The following is a 25178-nucleotide window of genomic DNA, read 5'->3' on the forward strand; positions in this document are numbered from 1 at the left end:
TAGGTATATGAATGTCTCATTCTAAAGATCAGTTTCTAAATGACGTTTTTTTGACACTTCAACAGTACATTCGTGAGAGTGGAAATTCTGAAAAAGTTGTCACTGTTAAGAGACCAGATGCTCTTAAAAAAATCCTTCCAGCAATCAGTGAAGACGGTGTTAATGATCAAACACTTGTTCAAGAATTAAAAACAATTCTCGATCATAGTGTTCAGACGATTCACCCCATGTTCTTGAATCAGCTCTTTGGTGGTTTCGATGCGGCCGCATGGGCAGGAGAAGTCGCAAGTACGCTACTTAATCCAACCATGGCCACCTATGAAATTGCCCCTATGGTGACTTTGATCGAGAAACGCATCGTAAATGAGCTTTTGGAAATGATGGGTTTTGAGAGAGGCGAAGGCATCATGGTGACAGGCGGAAGTAATTCAAACTTACTTGCCATGCTTTGTGCTCGAACTGATTACAATCCAAGCATTCGCCAGACGGGTTTTGGACATAACCGTTTCCGTGTTTATGTTTCGGCCGAGGCCCATTATTCATTTGATAAGGCGGCCAATATTACGGGGATAGGAACCCAGAACTTAATTCAGGTTCCTTCTAACGATAAAGGGGAAATGATCCCTGAAGAGTTGGAACGAATCATTGCGGCCGATATCAAAGATGGCTATGTGCCGATCATGGTTGGGGCCACATTTGGAACAACTGTTTTAGGTGCCTTTGATCCGGTTCCAAAAATTGCTCGAATCTGTGAGACCTATAAAGTATGGCTTCATGTGGATGCTGCCTGGGGTGGTGGGGCGCTATTTTCAAACTCTGCTCGTCACTTATTAAAAGGTATCCAGCTTGCTGACTCAGTAACTTTTGATGCCCATAAAACGTTGGGTACTCCACTTATTACATCGTTCTTTTTAACGAAGCATTCAGGTATTTTAAAGAACACTAACCGTGGTGGTGGCGCCGAATATCTGTTCCATGAATATGACAACTCTGAGTGGGACACCGGAACTTATTCTCTTCAATGTGGAAGGCGTGCCGATGCCCTAAAATTCTGGTTACTGTGGCGTTCATACGGAACCGAAGGTCTTATCCAAAGAACAGAACACATCCTTGAGTTGGCCCGCTTTGCGACTAAAGAGATCGCTGAGAATCCACGCTTTAAACTCATTCACTCAAACTATTTAAACGTATGTTTTCAAGTTCACGCCCGTCGTGATGTGGAAAACATCAACTCTTTCACTTTGAAAGTGAGAAATGCTCTTTTGAAAGATGGAAGAGCGATGGTGAATTATGCCACCAGGGCAGATGGAACAGTTTTCTTCCGCCTTGTTTTCCCAAATCATCAAACTCAAAAAGGTCACATTAGTGAGCTTTTAAAGATTATACTAGAAACAGCTGACCGAATTGAAATTGCCTAAGGAGGCAACATGCACGTTCCGTTTCACCCGATGATTGCCCATTTCCCGATGGCGCTAACTTTTATTTTGCCTGTTCTGATTTTAGTTTTCGCTTATATGATTCGTATCAATAAGATGACTCCACGTGGATGGCTCATCATCGTGGGTCTTCAATTAGTGGTGACTATTACTGGATATGTGGCACTGGAGTCAGGGGAGACTGAGGAGCACACTGTTTCTAAGGTCGTGGCAAAAGACTATATCCATGAACATGAAGAAGCCGCAGAGATTTTTGTAGGCTCTACAGTCATCGCGTTGGTGGTTTCAATTGGTGCTTTCTTTTTAAGAAAAGAACTTCAATTACCTATTAAGGCCGCAGTGGCGGTTATTAGTCTCGTGTCTTGTTACCTTGCTTATCGCACAGGAACTTTAGGCGGAGAGTTAGTGTATAAATATGGCGCGGCATCTGCTTACGCTGTGGGCGTTGAGTCTCAACCAGAAGGAATTTTGCCAACGCCAGGACTAAATACCTCTGAATCACCAATGCCAGTAGACGAAAATGAAAGTCTTAAAGCAGATGACAATGACTATGGCACTGGAGATGAGTCAGAATCAGACGATGAAGTAAAACAGGAGGACTAATGAAATTTCTATTTCTTCTTGGTCTGTTGAGTTTTGGAGTGAATGCCCAGGCGATTTATCCGGTGACTTGTCAGGGAGCAGATCTCATCGCCAATACCGGACTTAAAATTTATCAGTTCACGTTTTATTCTGAATGTCAGGAAGCACTTTCTGAGTCTCGTCTTAATCAAGGACGTTTCTGCGATGATGAACGTTTGATAAATGCCAATGGCCGAATGGTCCATCAATTTACATTCAGATCTGAGTGTCAGGAGGCCCAAGGGCAGCTTCGCAACTCTCGATACGGACTTTTCTGTGATGACGGTGACATGATTCAACTGAGACGTGGTAGAATTGCTGACTTTACCTTTGAATCAAACTGTATGGCCGCTTTGGGTGAGGCCGCAAAGTACAAAGGTCTATTTTGTCGTGAAGGTCTCATGATGAATTATCGAGGTGAATCTCTTCGCGACTATACTTTCAGATCTAGCTGCCAAGAGGCGCTACGTTTACTTTCTGAAAATAAAGTAGACCGCGCCCACTAAGCAGAGCGAAGCATAGACGAAATTCCGATTAAGAGGTTCTTTCATAAAGAAAATCGTAAACAGGGAGAACACCACCATAGTGACCACTTCCTGAATGATTTTCAATTGTGCCAGAGTGAAATAACCATATCCGATGCGGTTCGCAGGCACTTGGAAACAGTATTCAAATAGGGCCACACCCCAGCTAATCGCAATGGCGATCCAGATAGGTTTCCCGGCCAGGGTCTTTAAATGCCCATACCAGGCATAAGTCATAAAGATATTAGAAAGAACGAGCAAAGAGATGGTCTTAAACATATTATTTCAGCAACTCATTTACGGTTTGGGTAAATTCAGTTTTCCATTTGTCATAAAACTCACCAGTACTTGGTCCGTTAAAACCAGCGTGAACTTTTACGACCTCATGTTTCTTATTTAAGAAAACTGTGGTTGGAAAGGCAATGAAGTTTTTTAGACCTGGGATTTTTTGGGCCGGTTTGTCCTCGCTAGTGGCGCCAGCAAGAAGAAGAGTGTAAGGAACCTTCTTCGTCTTTTGTACTTTCATGAGTTGTTTTTTGGCATCGGTCGGAGTTAGGCTGCGCTCAAAAGCAAGGGCGACAATTTCAATCCCACGTTTGTGGTTCTCGTTGTACCAAGGAATGAGATAGTTCATTTCATCAATACAGTTCGGACACCATGAACCGAAGAAAGTAATGATGACCGGTTTATTCAGAAATTTTGGATCGGTAAGAGAAACTTGTTTTCCGGTGAGATCCGGGAATTGAAAATTGATGGCCTCGACCTGGGTTTGCTTATAAGCATCTGGTAGTTGGGCCTGTTCGTTTCTTGCTCCTTCCACTAACGTTTTGTAGTTCGCAAGGATACGCGCTTTCAGTTTTCCGTCTTGGACCACTCCGCGAAGAAGATAGTTATAAACTCCATCGAAACTTGCGGCCTCAAACTCCACACCAGAAACGAATCCTTCAAAGTAACGATAATCGCCAGTCGGAGTCATGATGGTTCCGTTAAGGTCATTCCCTTTCTGTTTGAAAACGATGATACCGTCTGTTTTGAGATCTTGTTCATCAGTCAGGACCACTGACCAACGGCCATTAAGATCCACACGGGGGTTGCTCTTTTCTTCCGGAAAACGTTCTTTTTCACCGTGAAGGGCAAAAACAGGAGTTTTTACTTCAGGTTTTTTATTGTGACGGATGAGAAAGCCCGTCATTGAGTCTTGAGCGGACAATTTCATATCCAGGCTCATTTCATACATCTGAAGCGGGATTTTCAGTTGATCGTTGGCAAAGGTAAGACCCTTGAGTTGGATGTTTTCTTCACCATTGTGAAGAACACCTGAATATTTACCGTTATCCTTCTTTATATCAATCACGAAAGGGATCGTGCCATGGGCCGCTCTCATCTCAAAACGCCACGGCCCGGTGTTTAAAGTTTTAGAATGGGCCATAAAGCTCATCAAAAGCGTGTTCAGAGACAAAAGAAGCGCAATTTTTTTAATCATAAGCTTTAACCCCGCGGCCTAGTTTGGTAATATCTTGGTCCAATCGTGGGAATTTGTCACCTTTGACGGAGGATCGATGAAGCAGTTCATCATAGGCCAACGCTGGATATCGGAATCTGAGCCTGAATTAGGGCTTGGAGTTATTGTTGAGGTAGAAGCGAAGACCGTTACTTGTTTTTTTCCAGCAGCTAAAGTGGACCGCAGATACGGCACTCAAACCGCACCATTACGTAGAATTAAATTTGTTCCAGGGGACGAGATTAAGGCCCAGGATGGATCGGTATTTATTCTAGAGAACACTACAGAAGATAAAGGCATCGTGACTTATCACGGAGAAGGGAAGTCTCTCTCTGAGTCATTACTTGCTGACACGCTTTCATTTTCTAAACCGGAAGAGCGTTTGTTCGCGGGAAACATTGATTCGAATGAACTGTTTAAGCTTCGTTATGATGTTCTTTTAAATCAGAGAAAACTTTTTATTTCTCCGATTCGCGGTTTTTCAGGCCCACGCTTAAATATCATTCCTCACCAGATGTATGTGGCCAACGAAGTAACGAAACGTTCTCGTCCTCGTGTACTTTTGGCGGATGAAGTAGGTTTAGGTAAAACCATTGAAGCAGGTCTTATTCTACATCAATTGATTTTGACTGGAAGAGTTGAGCGTTGTTTGATTCTCGTTCCGGATTCACTGGTTTATCAGTGGTTCGTGGAAATGCTAAAAAAATTCCAGATGACTTTTACGACCATTAATCATGACTCGAAATTAGAGCGTGGCGACCGTCCATTTGAAGATGGCCAGTTGTTTGTGGCGTCTTTGAAATACCTCATGAAGGAAGATTGGCTACTCGAGCAAGCAGTTGATTCGAAGTGGGACCTCTTAGTTGTGGATGAAGCTCACCAATTACGCTGGGCCCCTGATAACGCTTCCATGGAATATGATTTCGTGGCGGCCATCGCTGCCGGAACTCCGGGAGTTCTTCTTCTCTCTGGTACACCGGAAATCCTGGGTCTTGCGGGTCACTATGCACGCCTTCACCTTCTGGATCCAAACCGTTTCCATGACTTTAATCAATTTGTGGAAGAGACCACGGGTTATAAACCAATCACGGATCTCGCAAATAAACTCATTAAGGGATCGGCCCTTACGGCCAACGATAAAAAACTTTTAAAAGAAAAAGTTGGAGTTGAGGTAGAGGACAAAGAGAAGGCCCTTCAGATGCTCGTGGATCGTCACGGAACAGGTCGCGTGTATTTCAGAAACACTCGTAAAACCATGGCGAGCTACCAGGAGTTTTTCCCGAAGCGTGTCTTCAATTCTTATCCAATTAAAATTGGAAAGACCAAGAACCCAGAGAAAAAATTATTTGAACAAAAGGCCCAGTGGCTGGCCGAGTTTGTTGAAAAACATAGAGACGATAAGACCCTTCTCATCTGTCACGATAAAGAAGTGGTAGTGGATTTAGAGAAGGCCCTTAAAGATAAGACCACGGCGAAAGTGGCGTTCTTCCATTCAGGGATGAACCTCATGAACCGTGACCGTCAGGCTGCATACTTTGCTGATCCTGAAGGGGCGCAAATTCTATTAAGTACGGAAATCGGATCAGAAGGTCGTAACTTCGAGTTCGCTCGACACCTGATTCTTTTCGATCTTCCAAAACTTCCGGATCTTCTTGAGCAACGTATTGGTCGACTTGACCGTATCGGCCAGAAGAACGATATCCAGATTCACGTGCCATTCGTTGAAGGTTCAAGTGATGAACTGCTGATGCGTTGGTATCATGAGGGCTTTAATGCTTTTGAATCCTCACCTCGCGGGGGAACTGAGCTTTATGCAACAGTGAGACCAGAACTCGTTGAACTTCTTCAGGAAACGGAAGAGGGCACTTTCCCTGAGAAGAAATTCGCGGCGTTCTTAGATAAGACTCAATCTATCCATCAGGACATTGAGAAGAAGCTTGAAGAAGGTCAGGATCAATTAGTTGAAATCAACTCGTTTAATCACGCTAAAGCGATGGAGTTTGTAAAAGAACTTAAAGCAGTTGATGACTCGAATGATCTTCGTGATTTCATGATTAATCTGTTTAACCAGCTAGGTGTGGATGTTGAGGACATGAACGATCCTTATACGTTCTTTATCAGACCGGGCGACAATATGTATCTTCCTCACTTTCCAGGCCTTGAGAGTGACGGGATGCAGATCACATTTAAACGTGCCAATGCGCTTTTGAAAGATGATACGACTTTCCTGACTTGGGACCATCCAATGGTGATCGGTATCATGGACTTCATTTCTTCGAAGGAAATGGGGAACTCAACTATCGCAAGCTGGAAGACTCCTTCGAAAGAACCGTTCTTGTTTGAAGGTTATTTTCTTTTGAGCTGTGTGACTGAGAAGAAACTTCAGATTGAGAAGTGGTTCCCACCAACTCCGCTTCGCGTACTCCTTGATTCTAAGATGCAGGACGCGACTCAAAAGATGCCGAAGAAGTTTATTGATGAGAACGTTGAGCCCTTGGACGCAGAAAAGCGTGCTCAACTTAAAGAGCTTCCGAAAGACTTCATTAAAGAGTGTATCAAGCGCGGAAAAGAGCTATGTATCGCCCGCGCGAAACAATACAAAGAGAAGTTTAAAGACGATATGGTGAAGCACATGAATGCTGAAATCGAAAGATTAGAAGCACTCAGAAAAGTGAATCCAACAGTATCAGAGACTGAAATTCTGTTACTGAAACATAACCGCGAAAAAATGGTGAAGGCGATGGACAAAGCAGAGCTCTCTCTAGACTCTCTACGCATCGTGATTAACTAAGGAGAATATATGACTGAACTTAATGATGACACAATCTTTGGTGTAATTGAAAAAGAGCCCCTGGTTTTCATTGATTTCTATGCTTCTTGGTGTGGATCTTGCCGTATTGCCGCTCCGATGTTCGCCAAAGTTGCTGAATCAGAGGGCGTAAAGATCTTTAAAATTGATGTAGAGAAAAATCCAAAGATTAAAGAGATGGTAGAACTTCCGGGGCTTCCATCGGTTGGTTGTTTTAAGAATGGTGAGCCACAGGATCTTGTGAACGTAACGAAGGAAGAAGCATTTCGTGAGTTCGTCCAGAAAATGAAGGCGTAAACTATGAATGCAAAAAATATGAAAGAGCTCGCAGGAAAATACACCTTCGATGAGCTTAATAAATTTGCGGATGAATTTGAAAACACTGGTGTGGCACCGGTAAAGACCTCAGAAGAGCCAGGGGACCAAATGAGTGACTATCTCATGGCCGCTGAACTACGTTTTCTGATGGATGAGCAGGGCCTTGATGTGAACAATGCCCTTCGTGAGTTTTCAAAAAGAGTGAGAGGAGTTTTGACTTAAATGAATATTAAAATCCGCCCCGGGCTTCTCTTTGATATCCAGACAATCGCCGATTATCAGGTGAAGATGGCCTTTGAAACAGAAAATGGTTTGAAACTTGATCCGCCGACCGTCGAGAAAGGTGTGACTGCGGTGATGGATGATCCTTCAAAAGGCAAATACTGGTTAGCAGAAGTAGACGGCCAGGTGGTGGGATGTCTTCTCACTGTTCCGGAATGGAGTGATTGGCGCAATGGAAATGTTCTATGGATCCATTCAGTCTATGTTCATCCGGATTTCAGAAAGTATGGGGTTTATAAGGCCCTCTATTCTCATTTAAAGACCATGGTTCAGGAGTCACCTGATCTCAGAGGTCTCCGTCTCTACGTTGATAAAACCAATATGAAGGCACAAGATGTGTATAAGAAGTTGGGGATGACGGATGAGCATTATCATTTGTACGAATGGATGAAAGGGTAGTGTAAGAAAACCTAGCTGAGTGTGGGACAGTGAAGGGTGTTTTTGCAGGCCTTAGAGGAACTTCGAAGAGGTTTTAACTTCTAGTTCCGGGGATATTGTGTGAACTTTTATGGAGTCCTCACCCTCAGCTCAATACTCTTAGAGCAGGATCCGTGCCAATTTTAAGTATCTGAAAAGCCGTAGTGATTCGGTCTGGAATGGTGCCAGATTGATTCTGAGGTTCTTTTTGAGACCAGCGAGCGGAGTCAGAAATGCCTCTTCAGAGTGACCTTGGGAAAGTGAATTAAATCGCTTTATCATCTTGTAAACCGTAATCAATCAGCGAAAATTTTAGATGAGTATTTAAAACTTATTTCAAAATTCCAGTGTTGGTTGGGTCTCCTGTTGATAAAGGCGGATATATGCTTAAGAGACAAGGTGGTTTCAGTTTAGTTCAAGTACTTATGTCCATTGGACTTTTATCCGCACTTGGAGTTGGCGTCGCCCAACTTATACAAGATTCCAGTAAGGCCGTTAGTAAGATGGAAGTAGATACTGATCTAGTGGTCGTCTACAGAAGTATTATGGGCGCGCTCTCAGACCCACTTAATTGTACAGAGACCTTTCGAAATCAACTTGCCACCAATTCTCCAAATGCCGCGACCCAGATTAAAAAGGAAGTGAAAGGCGTCTTCATTGATGAGTTTCCTACTTCGGCAGTGGATCCAAATCGAATTTATGGGTCGAAACATTTAAAAATCTTAAGATATTCTCTTTCAGATGCGGCCGCCGATGTTGATGTGGCCACTAAAAATACAACTCATCTCATTGTTGAATTCGATCGCGGTATTGGAAAAGTAGGATCAAAGATCATAACGAAGAAAATTGTTCTGAATGTCCAAGTTAATGCTTCCAACCAGATCACATCTTGTTCAGCGGTTGGAGAAGCGGGAGGCGATATTTGGAAATATGCGGCCAACCAAACTGATATCTTCTTTAGTGGAGGTAATGTAGGGATTGGTTTGAATGTTCCCACGAGTACCTTGGATGTCGTAAAAAATTTCACAGGCATTAACAATGCAAGTGCAGGTTTTATTGGTGGGGTTGATACAGGTTTCTCCAGAACAGGTGTCTATTTTGCACAAAAAGGTACTGCCTTAGGTGCTGCTGATACGAAATTAATGAATGTCGTCTCAAATAACAGTGCAAAATTTGTCATTGATGGAACTGGGAATGTCGGGATCAATACCAACATTCCAGATGAGAAATTTCATGTCTACCGAGGAAATGCCAAAGTTTATATTGATGGCAATGGCGCTGGAGTTCCTGCGGGATTATTTCTTACTGGAAATAATATTCTTAACCAACAGTTTGGACTTTTTTTTGGAACTGATGGTCCAATTTACGAACGTGGATTGGTTTATGATGTCGCCACTGCCAAAGTGAGTATCGTTAATAGTGGGAGTTCTACTACAAGGATTCCTCGATTGGTTGTGAAACCGGATGGAAATATCGGAATTGGCGAAACAGATCCTCTTCACTTGTTGAGTCTTAAAGCCCACGGAACTCTGGCGGGCAATGATGCTCAAATCATGATTAAGGATCCCGATAATACGAGTAGAGCTTTAGGAATTGGTTTTGAGCAAACCAACGGGGTTCAGACTTTCGGCTTCATTCAGACAGTTCCAGATGGGTTTGCCATGTACCCGAATCTTAACATTCAGGCCAACGGTGGATTTGTCGGAATAGGAACAACCACTCCTTCTCATAAGCTTGATGTCGTTGGAACAAATGGAACAACAGTGGCCTCGTTTTCTGATGGGTCACAAAGCTGTTCAATTCGCCCGGCAACGGCCGGTAACATCACCTGTTCCTCAGATGAAAGGCTTAAGAAAAATATCAGAGCGTATTCTGATTCAGAGGCCCTGAAAAATATTCTGAAGCTTCAAACTGTGACTTATGAGTGGAAGAGTATCAATAATGGCCGTCACACTGGTTATATTGCTCAGGCGGTAGAAAAAGTGGCCCCTGAATTTGTAAGCACAGATAAAAGTGGGCACAAACAAATTGGTTACATGGGATTTATTCCATGGATCACGAGTGCGGTAAAAGAGTTGCATAAGTTATTCACTGAGCACGCTAATGAATCCAACGATCGAATAAAAAAGTTGGAAGCTGAGAATGCTGAACTTCGGGCCCGTCTTGAGAGAATTGAGAATAGAATGTTTAAGTAAACCTAGCTGAGGATGGAACTAAGGTAGGGTGTGTGGTGGGTGTATGAGGAACTTCGAAGAGGTTTAACTTCTGGTTCCGGGGATCTTGTTTGAACTTTTTAGAAGTTCTCACCCTCAGCTCAATATGCTGAGAGCAGGATTCGTGCCAATTTTAAATATCTGAAAAACCATAGTAATTAGGTCTGAAATGGTCCCTGATTGAGTCTGCGGTTCTTTTTGAGACCGGGGGACGGAGTCAGAAAGTCTTGCTAAATGGTATCTTATATTGGCAGTTAGCCTGGGCTAAGAAAAGTTCAGGCTAGGCCTGATTCGATAAGCTTCAGAAAATAAAATCCCAAAGCATAAATTAAAAAATCTTATTATTTGAGAAAAACGAAGCCGCAATAAGCTTGGTTTTCACACTAAACGTATGTGGAGAGTGAATATTGAGAGACACAAGCATTAAATATGTAATCTTTTTTCTAGTATTCACTGCGACCCAAGTATATGCATTCAGACCCGTGTGCTATGAAAAAAAAGTTGCAGTGAATGATTTGGTAAATAGGATTAAAGAAATTAATAGAATGAATGCCAAACTTAGCGCGAATAGAGATTTGGCCACATTGTATATGATTGGCTCAATTCATGAAAGTTACACTATCTGTGAGCCTTTCGGCGAAAACAAGAAGCAGGAATGGGGTAATTTTATTCCTCCATCTGAAGAATCTATTCATAAAATAATTTTCTGGGATGGAACTATTAAAAATACCTCATATTTATATAAAGCAATCCATTATTTAAAAGAGGATACACCCCAGGAAAAAGCTTACGACGAGCATGATAAACTAAAATTAGGTTGGATTTATGAAAGGCTAGGCGAAACTAAAAAAGCGATTTTACTTTTGGAGGAGACTTTCAAAACTGAATCCCAAAAAATTGATAAGTCATTCGCATGTAAAGAGGGACAATGTGGAGAATTAATGGCCACTGTAGAATCACTTCAATTACTGCATCGAATTTATCAAAAGAAAGGCGATAAGAAGAAAATGAAAGAGTATGATCAGTTGATAAAGTATTATGAGAAGAAAAGAATATTTAGTGATGCTTTGATCTGAAAAAATATTTTAGGGGTTACAATGAAGTTGATTGTAATTTTCTTTTTACACTTAAGCATTACAGCCTACGGTTATTACGGAAACTGCAATAAAAAAGAAATTCGAACCAGCGATTTAGTTAAGGAAATTAAACGGCTTAAGAAAGAAGCTACTAATTTACACTTAGATCAAGATCTAGCAACGTCATTAATGATTGCTTCGGTCACTGAAGCAATCATAATATGTGCACCTGCTAAAAATACTAAATTTAGTAAAAGTTGGGGATGGTTTGTCCCACAAGATGAGAATAAGCCAAAGAAAATAATTTTTTGGGAAGGACCAGTTAGGGATAAGAAATACTTGAACGAAGCCTCTCTTTTGTTATCTCAAAATAAACATCCTTACGACGAACTTAAGCTTGCATGGGTAAATGAAAAATTAGGTGACTTTGATAAGGCAATTCATCTTTATGGAAAAACCTATAAGACACAATCTCAGAAGATAGGTCAGACAGTGAGCTGTAAAGAAGAACAATGTGAAGAACTCATGGCCACCTCGGAATCTTTAAAAGGTCTTTTGCGAATTTACGAAATAAGGAAGGATGAAAAAGAGATTTTAAAACTCAAGAAGTTGATTAATGAATATGAACAGAAAAGAGTTTTTAGCGATGTTTTAATATAGAATCAGGTGAGTTTTGAAGATAGAGCTGACTAATATGGACTCAACTTCGGCGCCGAAGTAAACCTTAAGACCCTACAATTTCCAATACATAGGCCCTGTCTAATCCCTATACACCCCCAGAAAATAATTCAACTGAACCTCTGTCATTCCTCCCTTTCTCTATAATCCTTCCATCAAGGATTAATATGAAGAAGCTCGCAATTTTATCACTAGTGCTGTTTGCGTCTCTTGCTCAGGCAGGGAAGATTGAGATTAAGGGCTCAGACTTCTTTAAAAGAGAAGTTGAGGAGTCTCTGAGACTTCTTCCAAGTAATTATCTGGATGCTGTTCATAAGAAAGTAACGATTGAAGAAGAGGCACTAAAGTCAGACCAATATTTCACAGATAATCTTTGTAAATTAGGTGAGAAAGTTAAATTTGGTTATACCCTGAGACATAGTGTGGCCATCAGTTCTCGTCTTGTTGAGCTTGCTCAGTCGAATACAGATTCGTTTGAATGTGCTCACGGTTCATTTCGTGAAATGCTTCGCGCGACCATCATCCATGAACTAACTCACGTTAAAGATAATGCTGAAAAAATCAGCTCTGATGCTGACTTTCAACGTATTGTGGGAATGAAGCGAGTGAATTCTCGCAGTAAAAAGAAAGTGATGAACTCCAATGCGGTCACTTCACCGGATCCTTATGAGTTCGTAAATCTTGAAGAGTCTCTCGGTGTAAACGTAGAGTATCTCGTTCTTGATTCGGAATTTGAGTGCCGTAAGCCGGCCACCGCCAATTATCTTTCTAAGAAACTGAATATTCCTCTTAAGGGCGAATGTCAGAAGAACTACAAGGTTCTCGCTCAATCTGCGTTTCTTGAAGACAACTACCAGCTTTCTACAAGCATTGATCCAAAACGTATTTACCAAATTCATTATCTGTTTGCGGGTAAAGGTCAGGCACTTATGTCTCGTTGGGGCCATGCTATGTTCCGCTTGATTGTTTGTGCTCCTCACAGAAAAACTGTGGGCCCTGAATGTATGAATGATGTTTCTCATCATCTGGCCCTGAGCTATCGCGCGTATATGGCCGATATGAACCTTAACTACTATAAGGGCATGTTCGGTGGATATCCTTCACAATTATTCATCATGCGCTTCCTGGAAATCCAACAGGAGTACACTAAGTTTGAACTTCGCGAGCTTTATAGTGTCCCTCTTAAGATGACGGAAGTTCAAAAGAAAGATTTTATCGACATTACACTTGAGCGCTACTGGACATACCAGGGGAAGTATTACTTCTTTGATAACAATTGCGGAACTGAGACGAAAAAACATTTGGCGGTCGCTCTTGATGAAGAGCAGGCCGACCTGATCTCATCCATTACTCCGCTAAAGATCTATAACGATATCGTGAAACATGAAAGTGATCTGTCAGATGGCCACATTCAGGGTCTTACGAAAGAACAGATGATTGAAAAACGTTATCTGATCCCAAGCATGTTTCAAGATTTTAATTCTAGCTACCAGTTCCTGCGTCCTTACATGAGTTCTTTTAAAGAGGCTGACTTTAATAAATTCTTGAAGAAAACAAATGCAAGAACTCGTCTCATGGACCTGGAAAAGTTTAAAGATGAGTTCCTTGGCATGACGGATGAGAACCTAAAAAAACAAATTGCGATGAAGCTTTCTCACTTAGAAAGATACCTTACATCTCGTTACATGATGGCGATTCCGAAGAAGGCCATGGAAAAAATGGACAAAGACGAGGAACTGAAAAATGAAGTGATGAAAATGGGCCAATCACTGAAGGAATTAAGTGTTCAGCCATGGAACGTTGTTGACTCGGCCTATGGCGTGCCGACTACAGAGGAGTTTGAGGATCTTTATCCTAAATTCATCGAAAGTCGTAAGAGTGCAGTTGAGATGTCATTGGATCAGCAAATGGAAAATTTAGAGTCCCTACTTGGCAGGTCTTACTTCACCAAGGAACTTGCTGAAATGGAAGATATGAAAAAAATAAAATTGTTAACTAATGAGTTTGTTCAAAACGTTAATGTTCTTAAATAATCCTGGAGGATTTATGAAAAAACTACTTTTTGTTGCCGCTCTTGCTCTAACTGTAAGCTCTATGAATTCTTTTGCTGTTTCATTCGTTGAAACAACTGCATCTCCTTTTGTAACAGCAACTCGTCTTCTTGAGACCACTGTTGCGGCCCCTTTCCTAACGACTCTTGCAACTGTTCAACAACGTGGCGTTGCTGGACGCGAGCAAATCAAAGACGATATGGTCGCTCTTAACGATGATATCCTTGCAGGTCGAGTGAATTCAATTGATGAAGTTCGTCAGCCGGCCCTTAAAGAGCTTTTTGCTGAGATCGCGGCCGATGAATCACAAATGAATCAGATCAATTCAATCGTAACTGAAGGCAATGAACTTCATAAAGTTGCGACTGCTGTTTCTTATATTATGCTTGCTGAGTAGTTCTCGGCCTGGAGGTCCTATGAAGAAAATTTTGATGGCAGTGATTCTGATGTTCTCGATGAATTCTTTTGCACAAGTAGTGCTGGAAATGTCGACGTCGACATCTTTATCACCTTTCGCCACTGCCACACGCTTTCTAGAGTATGGTACTGTCACAACACTGGCCCCTTTCGCTTTTACAGTGGGAACGGTTCAGTCGCGTGGGGTGGCCGGAAAAGAGCAGATCAAGGACGAATTGGTAGAGCTTAACGACGATATGATCGCAGGACGCGTGAAAACAATCGAAGAGGTTCGTCAGCCGACATTGCGAGAGCTTTTCGAGGAAATTGCTGCAGACGAAGAGCAAATGGAAAGCATCAATTCTGTGCTCCATTCTGACTCGGAACTGCAAAAAATCTCGACTGCGGTGACGATTACGTTGCTGATTGAATAACAATTTTCATTCTTAGATTTCTCTCAAGGGCCCGTTCCGCGGGCCCTTTTTTTTTGAAAATTTTTCAATCAACAACAAAAAAAAACTGCTTGAGATATAGTGGCGCCATCAAACACTGCACGACTTATTCCTTAGGAGGAATTTTTATGAAAAAACTAATGATGCTTGCTGCTTTAGCTCTTTCTGTAAATGCTTTCGCCGTTTCATTTGTTCAAACAACAGTCTCTCCATTCGTGACAGCCACTCGTTTGGTTGAGCTTACTGTTCTTGCTCCTTTCGCTTCTACGGCCGCCACAGTTCAATCACGTGGTGTTGCAGGTAAAGAGCAATTAAAAGACGAATTAGTGGCACTTAATGATGATATGATCGCTGGTCGCGTGAAAACGATTGATGAAGTTCGCCAGCCAGCTCTTAAAGAACTTTTCGCTGAAATTTCTGCCGATCAATCTCAAATGGATGGCATCAACTCAGTTCTTGAATCTAACTCTGATCTTGAAAAAATCGCCGGAACTGTTGCTGCTGTTCTAATGGCCGAATAATTAATTATTCTTAAATTAAGCAAAAAAAAAGCCCGAGTAAAACTCGGGCTTTTTTTATTTTTTAAAACCTGCAGGGGAAGGAACGGGGAAATTTAAAGGGAGGGCTTTATGGGGAAAGGTGTAGTGGTTAGCTACGCATTTCCTGGGACATTTTCTGAACTTTTTTTATGGAGTTCGTTCCCCCTGCTTGGTCACATATAAAGCAAGGGTGGTGCCAATGAGTGAGAAGTCATAACCTCCCAAAAAGATATAGTTATTCCATTCGTCAAAATAAAAAAGGTCGTAGTCAGAATGCCCCATAAGGAAAAAAGGGAAGGGGCAAAACTGTCAGATATCATTTGTAAGATTGTGTAAGTTCCGTGAATCTACAAAGTTAACTCAATTCTATTGATGTAAGAAGTTGTAAGACGCGAGTTAATCTACGCTAAGAAACACTTTTTCGGAGCTCGTTTGGGAAGATGTTTCAAATTTGAGGTCAGGTTTAATTGAGACGTCGTGTCCTTTGTCGCGGAGGTTTTTCACCACGCTTCCAATCTCAATTCGTTCACCGCGATTAAGTTGGAGTGTTGTTGTAAGCGTAGAGGTCTCCTGATCTGGTGGAGGATTGTTCACAACTACAAGAGTTCCAGGAGGAAGAGTTGTGGGCACGAGTGGTTTAGGATTTCTTCTCACTTCAAGAGAGATTTCGTAGCGATTTTGATTAATAAACCGGCAGCTTCCCTTGATCTCATCTTGATCAACAGTGAGATTAAACTCTTTCAGAGTTTGGATTTTTAAAACATCAGAACCTGTGGCCGTGTGAGACGTTTGTTGAGGTCCATTAAGAGAAAGCTCAGTTGAAGTTTGATCTTTAATTTTTTCTTTCTCAACTTTTAGCTGACAAGGATCTCGTCGCAGGTCTTCACTTGAAAAGCTGATAGAGACATTTGGGAAAGAGGACCGGATAAAACGTTGAACAAGTTCATGGCGATGTTCACTCATCTGAATTGTAAAGCATCTGCCATCCATTGTGAGCTGATCACTCGGAACTTGAATCGCCTTAAATTTCTCTCGAGCAACTGCACTTTCATTGACTGAACTAAAGCAGTACTTTTCTGCGGCCGGATCAGAGGCAAAAGCTTGTAGAGAAAAAAGAAGCATTATCCACATGGAAAGATTATAATTCAAAAATGCAGAAAGAACTTTCTTATTTAACTCCTGAAGGCTTTACCGTATTCACCAGCCATTACCTTAAGAATAAAGGCACTTGTTGTAAGTCGGCCTGTCTTCATTGCCCTTATGGTTTTACGATAAAGAAACATGGGCTTCAGTTTCAAGATGTAAGCGAAGCGGACTTTCCTTTAGTAGAAGAAATACTTAATGGCGCCTCAGTTGAATGGAAAACTTTCTGGCCGGAGAACATCAAGTTCATCCTGCTTAAAGAAAAGGTCGCGGGCCTCATGCTGAAGAATCACATTGTGGTGAAACATTTGTTCCTAAGGCCCCACTTTCAGCACCAGGGAATCTCAAAAGAGCTAGTTGAGAGCTATTTCTTTATCTAGTGGCCTAAGATCTTGGCAGACCTAATTCTTAAAGCTTTCTTAAAGAATACTCATTTTCTAATGATTTAGAGCCGTTTGGGGTGACAAACTAAACATTTTCTCAAGCTCGCCGATCAGTTTGGTGGAGAATTGAGGGATGTTAAAACTGCTCCTGTTGATGTTTACATTGCTGCTTTCGTTTGGTGTCTACGCTGAAGGTATCATTAATTCTTTGAACCCTTTTAAGCAATCATCTAATGTGGCCGTTTTCTGTGAAAGCGCGTACGAAAATTATCGTGCCGGCGATAATTATGTTCCAAATGCTTCTCAGATTCGAGTTGAAGTTCCGTCGACTCCCCAGAAGTTGCAAGATGGAGATCTCATAAATCTCGTTCGCGCGATAAAATTGTATCGTGGTGAAAAGAAAGACATCGTCGCTGATTGTTCTGTTAAGGCCAATGCCAAACTTCAGGCCTTGAATATGAGTGCTGTTTCTTCAGTCGTAAGTTATGAAGAAAATGCTGAACTCGAGGCCGATAAAGTAAAACAAGAAAATCTGAATGCCAAGGCCAACGCTTGTAGAAAATTAAAAGAAGATTTGTCCTGTACTCCATTTGATATTGATCCCTCGAATACTTCGATGATTCAGGAAGTGAAAGAGGGAATCGCACCTGTCACTGATTCTGATGGATGTAAGTGTATTAAAGAAGTGATGAGACAGGCGGAAATCTGGAACATTGAAAAGTATACAGTCGAAAAAAACACTACCAAAGATAGAATGCATGATGCGATTCTAAATGGTTTTGGTAAGAAGTTTCTCAATGACTATGCTGCCAATATGGAAGATGTTGGATTCTTCCAGGTGAATGCTGCAAAATTTTTCGGTCAGAACAAAGAGAAACAAATTTCTTCGGCAAAAGGGTATGAGTGTTCCGATGTTTCTAAATATGAGTCGGCCATTGACAAAAAATGTTCGGCGAATGGAATTGATCCGGAAGAGCGACAGAAACGACTTAATAAAATTTTTAATGCCTACGGTAATTCGGACGCTAATGACCAACTTCCTTTGGGCCAACGTTTCTCGAAATTAAATGAGAAAATTCAAGTTTTAGATGAGGGAAGCAGTCCTTATCGTCGTGAGACCCATGATGCGAAAAGATTTGGTCTTTCGAGAAAAGAACCTTCTGTCATTCTTCTCGATAAATTTGTTAGGTCATTTGTGGCCGATCAAAAGAACAGCGGCAAAATTCAAGATGCATTATTACAGTACGGCTCACCACTGGGGGCCATTGCTGAGTTCATGAGTGAAGAGGCGGTCAAAGATCCAAAAGAGTTTGTCAGAAAATATCTAAGTGATAGTGATCTTAATCCTGACTTTGTAAAGAAGGCCAAGGCCTTTCTTACCGATAAAAAAATCCATGGCGACGTAAAATACACGACCTTTGTTTCTCAGATTGAAGTGGCAATGGGGCTTCATCCTGGAATCAAAGCAATCATGACAGATAATAATGTCTTTCTCAAGGCCACAGAAACGGCAAACCTCGCCAATAAACCTCTTGTTGAGGCGCTTGAAATGAGTGATGCGATTCTTGGAAAGAAATATCAGGAACGCTGTGAGGGATTAATTGAAAAGCTTTCTGAGGCCACGTGTATGAAGGATGATGACATCCTAGGCAAAGTGAGAGCAGATGACATATCGACACTTTTAAGAAGCAAAGGGTATCCTGAAAACAGGAATTACGAGTTGTTGGTAAGCTGTGAAGCAGGAAACACAATCGTTGCTCAAAAACCTTTTAATGATCTTACGATGGTAAATCCTTATGAGAATTCGGATTTAAAAGACCGTCTGACAAAACCCGTAAATGAACAGAAAAATGCTTTCCGTCGTCTACACGATACAAAAAACGAAGAAGTGAAAGAGATTGTAGCGACGGCAGTGGAAGAAACAAAATCACAGCGACAAGAAGTAAAAGACCGCAGTCTTGCTTCTTATAAATATTCAGGTAATTCAGAAGGACAAAGTGAAGGCAAGGCAGAGATCGCCCAAGTGGCATCCGCTGTAACTTCTAGTGCAAGCTCTTCTCCTTCTCAGGAACCTGAGACATCGTCATTTAGTGCCAATATGACTAACTTTGCGGCCACGCCGGTTGTCCTACCTACAACGGTGACTACTCCTAAAGTAGCAGAGGCAAAGTCAGATCTTAAGAGCGAAGTACGTGAGACCCTTTCAAATAAAGATAATCAGGAGAAAGTTGATCGTCTGCTTTCTAATACAGATGATTCTTCGATGAAAGAACTCCTTCGCCTGAAAGAAGAAAGTCTTAAAAACCGTCTGAAGATTTATGAACTGACGAGTGAGAGTGAAAAGCAAAAATTAAAAGATCTGGAAGAGAAGATCAAATTTCTTGAAACGAAGAAACAGCAGATTGCTCAAGCTCAAGCAGTTGAGGCCGAGGAAGAATTGATTGAGAATCAGCAAAGAAATTCATTCAGAGCTCCGACCCGTGATATCGCTTCGCTTAGACCAATGATGGACACATCGGGTTCTGGTTCAGGTGACTATAGTGGTGGAGGAAGCTCTACTGGTGGCTCATTTGGCTCTGGAGGCCTTGCGCCTTCAGTGGGTCGTGGCGGTTCAAGTGCAGCGGCCTCAAGAAGCAATGTGCACTCTGATAAGAATGCTGATACTTCTGATGGATATATTGTTGTGAGTAGTGAGGGAGTGTCTCAAGGGGTTAAGTCGCAAGAAGTAAGCCAAGAACTCATTAATCTACTATCTTCAAGTGATCCTGATCTCTCGGCACTTAAAAAATTGAAAGACAGCGGTATGCTGTATAAGTTCAAAGTAATGGAGAACGGTGTTCTGGTAGAGAAAGAAGTGCTAGTTGATTATAAAATGCTAAATGAAGACGCCAAGAAATTAGTAGAAAGTAAACTCGCAACAAAACAGCATCTACAAATTGAATCTGAACTTGTTGCCGCAAGAAGAGTCCATTCATTCCAGTCCCTTAAAATTATCCTGGGTGAACAGCTTAGAAAATGACCCTGGCAAGTTGACCTCGCCAGGGCAATTCGGCCTCAAACAACTCCGACAACACTAAAGATGATGAAGCTTCCAATCAAAATTAAGATTGATTTGCTGATCCAAAGATCCTGTTCTGTAACCATGTATTCCTCCTGGGAGAGAGTTTAAAAAAGACAAAGCTCACCGGGCCCGTAACATTCGTTACTGAGAGTTCACTTAAAATCTTTTGGTTTTTTATTGCTGAGAACTACTTAGTGCAGAAAGTATTTCTCGAAGATGTCGATGTCGCCGTCGACCGCGGAGAGGACTTCGATTAAGTCCCAGGCCATCTCGGAGGCCAGTCTGCCGTCTATCCCGTAACGGGTAGAGAGTTCAGTTTGAATTTTAATGAAAAGTTCTGTTTCAGTAAGTTCTACGTGCGAGCGTGCGTGTGCCAACATAAACGTCCTCCTTGACGAATATTCAAGCCATGTGTGTCTCAATGTGTGATGCGTGTAACTTAGTAGGTTCTGATCAATCCAACCAGAAGACCTCGAATTTCACATTCTTTGTCTTTCACAATGATCGGTTTCATTGTTTTATTGGCGGGATGTAGTTCAATTTGTTTTGCTTTCTTATAGTAACGCTTAAGAGTTGTTTCGTTTTCAACAACTGCCACAACGATTTGACCGTTGTCTGCTTGAGTTTGGTGCTTAATGATCGCGATATCACCACTTAGGATACCTTCTTCAATCATTGATTCACCTTTAACTTTCAGGGCGTAGTGTTTACCACGGCCAAGCATTGTTGTAGGAACGCTGATTGTATCAGTGTTCTCAATGGCCTCAATGGGAGTACCAGCAGCTATTGAACCAAGAAGAGGAATCTCTTCAGCGTTTTGCTGAACAGTTGATGGCATAAGGCCACGTACTGAGTGAGCATCGTTATTCAGGTATCCGCCAGTAGTAAGATACTTAATATAGTCTTGTACTGACCCTAGAGATTTAAAACCGAAGTGTTCTTGAATTTCTTTTTGAGTAGGTGAGTATCCATTTTCTCTCACGTAACCAGTGATGAAATCTAAAACGTCTTTTTGTTTTTTAGTAAGGGCCATATAAACTCCGTATTCTTTCCGTACTTGAAGATAAGTATAGGCGTACTTTTTCCGTAGTTCAACCAAAAAATGCAAAAAAAGTGATTTTTAAATAGGGGCAGCGTCGGGGCGGAGCTTCTTATCGAAGCGTTTAATGTAGGTACATTTCCGACAAAGCTCTTCTGTAAGGAGTTGTTTCTTAAAGCCATCTCGCATTCTCGTGAGCCTTTCTGAGGCCAAAATGCTTTCAAATGAGTCTTTAAGAACGTTGCCTAGTGGGATGCCGGCCTCTTTATCAAGACAGCAAGGAACCACGGTTCCGTCCGCGTGAATTCCAATCTGCTGAGAAAGGGCATGGCAGAAACCTTTGTTTCCTTGATCTGGGTCTTTATAGCTTGGCCACTCAAAGCGGCTATCAAAATGGAAGTAGAGACGGCCCGTGATATTTTTACTTTTTTTGAACCCCACATCAATGCGTTCATTCACTGGAACTTGAAAGAACTCACAAACGTGATCAATGATGTCCTGGTTTTCGTTCTTCATCTCTGTGGTTTGAAGAAGATTCCAGAGACGATAATTGATATAGAGTTCTGGCTTTTCAGTCAGGGCCTCTTTAGAGAATTGCAAAATGTCATAGAGGTAAGGACGCATGTCCTGACCAGGAAAATTATCTTTAAAACTATGAAGCGAAAAATTGATCTGACGAATGGCCTTCGACTTTAAGAAAGTATCAAAACCATACTTTGAAAGAAACGTTCCATTGGTTGTAAGATGAATGACGGCACCTTCTTCTTCACAGATTTTAAGAATCTTTGGAAACTCCGGATGGGCAAGTGGTTCACCCATAAGGTGCAGACAAATCTGTTCAGTGTAAGGAAGAATCTGTTTCAAAATGCTGCGAAAATCTTCTGTTGATAAGATCTTCTTATCGCGTTCAACTTCAGGACAGAAGGTGCACTGAAGATTACAGATGTTCGAAATTTCGATGTAGGTTCTTAGGAAACGCATGAGGAGCTTGTATCACAAGCTCCTCTATTAGGCGTGGGAAATTTTATTGGTGGGAAGCAAGTTCACGTTTTTGCGAAGAGGATTCCGCTTCGACTGTCTTCATTAAATCATTGATACTCTTACTAATTGAGGCGAAAACCTGAGGAACAGAGATTTCTTTGTTAAGAATCCAGTGGTCAGTTTCTGCGTGATACTCGTAATCCATATGCGTTTCAGAAGGGCCAACTTCTGTCAGGGTGTATGTTGAACCACTCTTGCTGAAAACAGAATCTTTATCGAATTTTGGTTCCGTGAAGGCCCTGACTTCAGAATCATTTAGCATTTCAAGTGAGATCGTCATTACTTTTTGGTTTTTCTCATTCATGGAAGTCTTCACTTGCACAAGCTCATAGTATGTATAGCTTCCACGATTATAAATTTGTCGGCCGACGAGATAGTGTTCAATGCCCTTGTAAGCATCAACTGGTTTAAGATCTTTAATTGTAAAAGTTTCAACCAGATGTTCATTGAAGTATTTGCAATCGGTTTCTTGTGAAGTGTATTCCCGTTTACCTTTGTAATCGTTGTTACATTTCTCAGAAAAATTTGTGATGCCGTTTTTTACCATCTCAAGGGGGAAGGGGAAATGTTTTGAAATACTGCCGCTGTAAGCGCGAACCGCTTCCGATTTTCCGGACTTAAGTGTCACTCCATTCAGGCTGTCGTTTTTATCAAAGCTCATTTCGGCCTGGGCATTTAAAGACAGGGCCAATGTCATCGCCGTGGCAATTGTAAAATAGCGCATAATCTCCCTTAAGATCGGTTGAGCTTTAATGATAAGGGCAAATGGAAAAATGAGGGATGGGAAAATGTTGCGAAAATGATGCCGGCCACTCGGAAACCGAATGGCCGATCAAATAGCTCTACCAGTTAAGGGCACATCTTAAATCACCGTGCAGGCCGCGAGCAAAAAACTTACCTTGATAGATGCGACCTCTCTGAGGAACTTCATCAGGAGCAAAATCAACATGGACGGTATAGCCAGTAGATTCATATCTTACATAGCTCGGACCAGTGTATCTCATGGTCTTGTCGAATTCCTGATAGGTGCTTGAGCCATTGCTTTGCAAAATGAGAGAAGATTCTCTCCAAGGTGTACCTGTGGAGTTTCCTCGAGCAACTTCAACCAAGACGCTGGTTTGATGAATCTGACCAATACATTTGGCCTCATCGAAGATGGCGAAGGCCGAAAGGGAAAAGAGGGCGGAAGTGAAAAGAAAGATGAATTTCATAGCAACCTCATTCAATGGATTTATAAACGATCGAAACTACCTCATATGTTATTTCACCGGCCGGGACTTTGACGATGACTTCATCACCTTCTTTTTTTCCTAAGAGAGTCTTTCCAATAGGTGATTGCCAGCTAATGCGTCCTTTTGCAGTATCCACTTCGTCAACGCCTACAATCGTAAAATGACGGGCCTCTCCTTCTTCATCACTGACTTCGATGGTCGCGCCGAATTGAATTTTATCTGATGTGATTTTTAGCGGGTCTACAATGACGGCCGCGTCCAGGCGCCCCATTAAAAATCTGACTCTACGATCAATTTCTCGTAATCGTCTTTTTCCGTAAAGGTAATCTGCATTTTCTGATCGGTCACCGTTACTTGCGGCCCATTGAACCAGACGGGTAACTTCAGGACGTTCTACTTTTAAAAGTTGGTCCAATTCATCCACCAGTTTCTGATGACCCTTGGGAGTGATGTAATTATTTTTTTCCATATTCTTCGATGCTTTCAAGAATGACGTTTTTAAGCTCCGGGGAGCAGGCGTCTCCTGAGGCAAAACTTTGTAAAAGAGCAAGCGGAGGAGTAGTGGATTTATTTTGGAGATAATCATCCAGGGCCTCAATCACGCCGTCCAACTCGGGCTGAGAGGAATCGTTTTTTTCAGATAAGCAAGATTGAAGAAGCATTCCCATGAGGATTGGCCCTTTGTTGGCCTCATAATGCATGATCTTTCTTTTTTGGTAGAAATAATACAGAACCCCAAAAAGAGTGAAGAGTCCGATCTCAATTAAAATATTTCCCCATAAATCAAACATGCTTCAATCCTAAAAAAGTCAGCAAAGGAACATTAATAAAAAGTGGTGACGGTAATATGACAGCACACCAACAATAGATCCGCTTCAATAAAGTTGATCTTATTTTAATATATTTTTTATCTACCCAAAGAGCCAGACCCTGAATAAGAAAATAGACCATCATATTTCCAAAATAACTCTTTCGATAGACCAGCCAGTAGGGCAAATTGCACATGAGCTCATGAAAAAAACCTGAGAAAAGAAAGGCGACCAGTATGGTTTTTGATCTGCCGCTGGCCCTGAAGGCACCTGTTATATCTCGTAGCCAATCCTGGACCCAGAGGTTCCAGCGGCGTCCCCAGAAGTTACCTAGATTTTTACTTTTGAGAGGATCAGCATGGATGGGCCAGGAGTTTTTAAAAGGAAAGAGTAACTGCCCGAGAGCGCCCATGACCTCAGTAAAAAAATAGATGGCCGGTGAAATAAGAATGATCTTCCAGTAATTGAGTTCCCCCAAAAACCTACTGACGAGGAAGACACTTAGTGCCGTCAGGAAGGAGTAGAGGAATAGTTTGGGGACTAATTTTCGGTTTGAGCGCGGATAGTGATTTAAACTTCGGACCGAAACATAAGGCGATCGAAAGAAGTCTTTCAAGGTGATGTTTGAGCGATCAGCAGTAAGTTTCCAGCTCACCATTTTCATCGTGAAGTAACACAGAAAAAAATTAAGCACAAAGACGAGTTGATAAGTCAGATAATACCTTTTCAGTTGACCGCACCAGTACGCTACACACTATAAATCTGCAATTTTTCGAACAAAAAGAAAATGAAAACCACCTTTAGCTGATGCAGCAAAAACCGATAAGTCTTTTGGAAGGAGTGGTTGTATGTACCATGCCAAAAGTTTGAAAGACCTCTTAAAGACAGTACCACTGACAGAAGATTTTTTTGTGGATCTTGATCCATTTCATCTTAACTATATCGATATGTGTTTCAGAAAATCACTGGACGAGCAGATTGGCATGATGTCTGAAACGGAATTCACCAATTATCAGTTGTTCCTCAAGTATAAAAGTGATTACGAGGAAGACTTTTATCCCGAAATTAAGAACCCGAAAAAGGCCTCTTAAACTTACTTTCGCTAACTTCTTGTCGTCACTCTAAAAGCGCGATGCTATCATTTTCGTACTTTCAAA

28 protein-coding genes are annotated in these 25178 nt (G+C 41.7%); 17 read left to right on the forward strand and 11 right to left on the reverse strand.

Annotated features, from left to right (window positions below; genetic code table 11):
* Positions 1-11 precede the first annotated feature (11 nt).
* Genes ACJVC5_RS08350 through ACJVC5_RS08360 form a run of 3 tightly spaced genes read left to right on the forward strand, consistent with a single transcriptional unit; the run spans position 12 to position 2563 of the window.
* A complete protein-coding gene (locus tag ACJVC5_RS08350; RefSeq protein ID WP_408098916.1) occupies positions 12-1418 on the forward strand; it encodes a pyridoxal phosphate-dependent decarboxylase family protein in 1407 nt (468 codons plus the stop codon).
* 9 nt (positions 1419-1427) lie between these two features.
* On the forward strand, positions 1428-2039 hold the full coding sequence (locus ACJVC5_RS08355; RefSeq protein WP_408098917.1) for a DUF2231 domain-containing protein: 612 nt from the start codon (positions 1428-1430) through the stop codon (positions 2037-2039).
* Positions 2039-2563, forward strand: a complete 525-nt coding sequence (locus ACJVC5_RS08360) for a hypothetical protein (RefSeq protein WP_408098918.1) — start codon at positions 2039-2041, stop codon at positions 2561-2563. The genes ACJVC5_RS08355 and ACJVC5_RS08360 overlap by 1 nt, the downstream gene beginning before the upstream one ends.
* Here ACJVC5_RS08360 and ACJVC5_RS08365 read toward each other — a convergent pair.
* Complete coding sequence (locus ACJVC5_RS08365) at positions 2528-2860, reverse strand: DMT family protein (RefSeq protein ID WP_408098919.1); 333 nt, start codon at positions 2858-2860, stop codon at positions 2528-2530. The genes ACJVC5_RS08360 and ACJVC5_RS08365 overlap by 36 nt on opposite strands.
* A gap of 1 nt (position 2861) precedes the next feature.
* On the reverse strand, positions 2862-4064 hold the full coding sequence (locus ACJVC5_RS08370) for a peroxiredoxin family protein (RefSeq protein WP_408098920.1): 1203 nt from the start codon (positions 4062-4064) through the stop codon (positions 2862-2864).
* A gap of 76 nt (positions 4065-4140) precedes the next feature.
* On the opposite strand from ACJVC5_RS08370, the gene rapA reads away from it, so the two are divergent.
* The 11 genes from rapA to ACJVC5_RS08425 all read left to right on the forward strand — a co-directional run bounded on the left by rapA (position 4141) and on the right by ACJVC5_RS08425 (position 15295).
* Entirely contained in the window at positions 4141-6873 is a 2733-nt protein-coding gene (gene rapA / locus ACJVC5_RS08375) for an RNA polymerase-associated protein RapA (RefSeq protein WP_408098921.1), read from the forward strand.
* Positions 6874-6882: 9 nt separating this feature from the next.
* Complete coding sequence (locus ACJVC5_RS08380) at positions 6883-7188, forward strand: thioredoxin family protein (RefSeq protein WP_408098922.1); 306 nt, start codon at positions 6883-6885, stop codon at positions 7186-7188.
* 3 nt (positions 7189-7191) lie between these two features.
* Positions 7192-7431, forward strand: coding sequence for a DUF6952 family protein (locus ACJVC5_RS08385; protein WP_321397643.1), 240 nt, complete (start codon positions 7192-7194; stop codon positions 7429-7431).
* Positions 7432-7890, forward strand: coding sequence for a GNAT family N-acetyltransferase (locus ACJVC5_RS08390; RefSeq protein WP_408098923.1), 459 nt, complete (start codon positions 7432-7434; stop codon positions 7888-7890).
* 401 nt (positions 7891-8291) lie between these two features.
* Positions 8292-10103, forward strand: coding sequence for a tail fiber domain-containing protein (locus ACJVC5_RS08395; protein WP_408098924.1), 1812 nt, complete (start codon positions 8292-8294; stop codon positions 10101-10103).
* A 563-nt stretch (positions 10104-10666) separates the two neighbouring features.
* On the forward strand, positions 10667-11197 hold the full coding sequence (locus ACJVC5_RS08400; protein ID WP_408098925.1) for a hypothetical protein: 531 nt from the start codon (positions 10667-10669) through the stop codon (positions 11195-11197).
* A gap of 21 nt (positions 11198-11218) precedes the next feature.
* Positions 11219-11857, forward strand: coding sequence for a hypothetical protein (locus ACJVC5_RS08405; protein ID WP_408098926.1), 639 nt, complete (start codon positions 11219-11221; stop codon positions 11855-11857).
* A 185-nt stretch (positions 11858-12042) separates the two neighbouring features.
* Positions 12043-13908: a DUF4105 domain-containing protein gene (locus ACJVC5_RS08410; RefSeq protein ID WP_408098927.1), complete on the forward strand. Its 1866-nt coding sequence runs from the start codon at positions 12043-12045 to the stop codon at positions 13906-13908.
* A 13-nt stretch (positions 13909-13921) separates the two neighbouring features.
* Positions 13922-14323: a hypothetical protein gene (locus ACJVC5_RS08415; protein WP_408098928.1), complete on the forward strand. Its 402-nt coding sequence runs from the start codon at positions 13922-13924 to the stop codon at positions 14321-14323.
* Between the two features lie 19 nt (positions 14324-14342).
* Complete coding sequence (locus ACJVC5_RS08420; protein WP_408098929.1) at positions 14343-14756, forward strand: hypothetical protein; 414 nt, start codon at positions 14343-14345, stop codon at positions 14754-14756.
* A gap of 146 nt (positions 14757-14902) precedes the next feature.
* Positions 14903-15295 carry a hypothetical protein gene (locus tag ACJVC5_RS08425; protein ID WP_408098930.1) on the forward strand — a complete coding sequence of 131 codons (393 nt, stop codon included), beginning with the start codon at positions 14903-14905 and terminating at the stop codon, positions 15293-15295.
* Positions 15296-15709: 414 nt separating this feature from the next.
* Here ACJVC5_RS08425 and ACJVC5_RS08430 read toward each other — a convergent pair whose 3' ends face one another.
* Positions 15710-16444, reverse strand: coding sequence for a hypothetical protein (locus tag ACJVC5_RS08430; protein ID WP_408098931.1), 735 nt, complete (start codon positions 16442-16444; stop codon positions 15710-15712).
* Positions 16445-16464: 20 nt separating this feature from the next.
* Between ACJVC5_RS08430 and ACJVC5_RS08435 the strand changes: the two genes are divergently transcribed.
* Both ACJVC5_RS08435 and ACJVC5_RS08440 read left to right on the forward strand, forming a co-directional pair.
* Positions 16465-16836, forward strand: a complete 372-nt coding sequence (locus tag ACJVC5_RS08435; protein ID WP_408098932.1) for a DUF5522 domain-containing protein — start codon at positions 16465-16467, stop codon at positions 16834-16836.
* 136 nt (positions 16837-16972) lie between these two features.
* Positions 16973-19858, forward strand: coding sequence for a hypothetical protein (locus ACJVC5_RS08440; RefSeq protein ID WP_408098933.1), 2886 nt, complete (start codon positions 16973-16975; stop codon positions 19856-19858).
* A gap of 233 nt (positions 19859-20091) precedes the next feature.
* On the opposite strand, the gene ACJVC5_RS08445 is transcribed toward ACJVC5_RS08440, so the two are convergent.
* The 8 genes from ACJVC5_RS08445 to ACJVC5_RS08480 all read right to left on the reverse strand — a co-directional run bounded on the left by ACJVC5_RS08445 (position 20092) and on the right by ACJVC5_RS08480 (position 24433).
* Positions 20092-20280: a hypothetical protein gene (locus ACJVC5_RS08445; RefSeq protein ID WP_408098934.1), complete on the reverse strand. Its 189-nt coding sequence runs from the start codon at positions 20278-20280 to the stop codon at positions 20092-20094.
* Positions 20281-20339: 59 nt separating this feature from the next.
* On the reverse strand, positions 20340-20933 hold the full coding sequence (lexA, locus tag ACJVC5_RS08450) for a transcriptional repressor LexA (RefSeq protein WP_408098935.1): 594 nt from the start codon (positions 20931-20933) through the stop codon (positions 20340-20342).
* A gap of 87 nt (positions 20934-21020) precedes the next feature.
* Positions 21021-21920, reverse strand: coding sequence for a radical SAM/SPASM domain-containing protein (locus tag ACJVC5_RS08455; protein WP_408098936.1), 900 nt, complete (start codon positions 21918-21920; stop codon positions 21021-21023).
* A gap of 43 nt (positions 21921-21963) precedes the next feature.
* Positions 21964-22704 (reverse strand): hypothetical protein, encoded by a 741-nt coding sequence (locus ACJVC5_RS08460; protein WP_408098937.1) that lies wholly within the window; start codon positions 22702-22704, stop codon positions 21964-21966.
* A 118-nt stretch (positions 22705-22822) separates the two neighbouring features.
* Positions 22823-23191, reverse strand: coding sequence for a hypothetical protein (locus ACJVC5_RS08465; RefSeq protein ID WP_408098938.1), 369 nt, complete (start codon positions 23189-23191; stop codon positions 22823-22825).
* Between the two features lie 7 nt (positions 23192-23198).
* Positions 23199-23681 carry a transcription elongation factor GreB gene (gene greB / locus ACJVC5_RS08470; protein WP_408098939.1) on the reverse strand — a complete coding sequence of 161 codons (483 nt, stop codon included), beginning with the start codon at positions 23679-23681 and terminating at the stop codon, positions 23199-23201.
* Positions 23668-24003, reverse strand: coding sequence for a hypothetical protein (locus tag ACJVC5_RS08475; protein ID WP_408098940.1), 336 nt, complete (start codon positions 24001-24003; stop codon positions 23668-23670). The genes greB and ACJVC5_RS08475 overlap by 14 nt, the downstream gene beginning before the upstream one ends.
* A complete protein-coding gene (locus tag ACJVC5_RS08480; RefSeq protein WP_408098941.1) occupies positions 23996-24433 on the reverse strand; it encodes a hypothetical protein in 438 nt (145 codons plus the stop codon). The genes ACJVC5_RS08475 and ACJVC5_RS08480 overlap by 8 nt, the downstream gene beginning before the upstream one ends.
* Positions 24434-24869: 436 nt before the next feature.
* Between ACJVC5_RS08480 and ACJVC5_RS08485 the strand changes: the two genes are divergently transcribed.
* Complete coding sequence (locus ACJVC5_RS08485; protein ID WP_321397695.1) at positions 24870-25112, forward strand: hypothetical protein; 243 nt, start codon at positions 24870-24872, stop codon at positions 25110-25112.
* The last annotated feature ends 66 nt before the right edge of the window (positions 25113-25178 follow it).

The sequence above is a fragment of the Peredibacter sp. HCB2-198 genome, from assembly GCF_045999315.1.
Classification (GTDB): Bacteria; Bdellovibrionota; Bacteriovoracia; order Bacteriovoracales; family Bacteriovoracaceae; genus Peredibacter.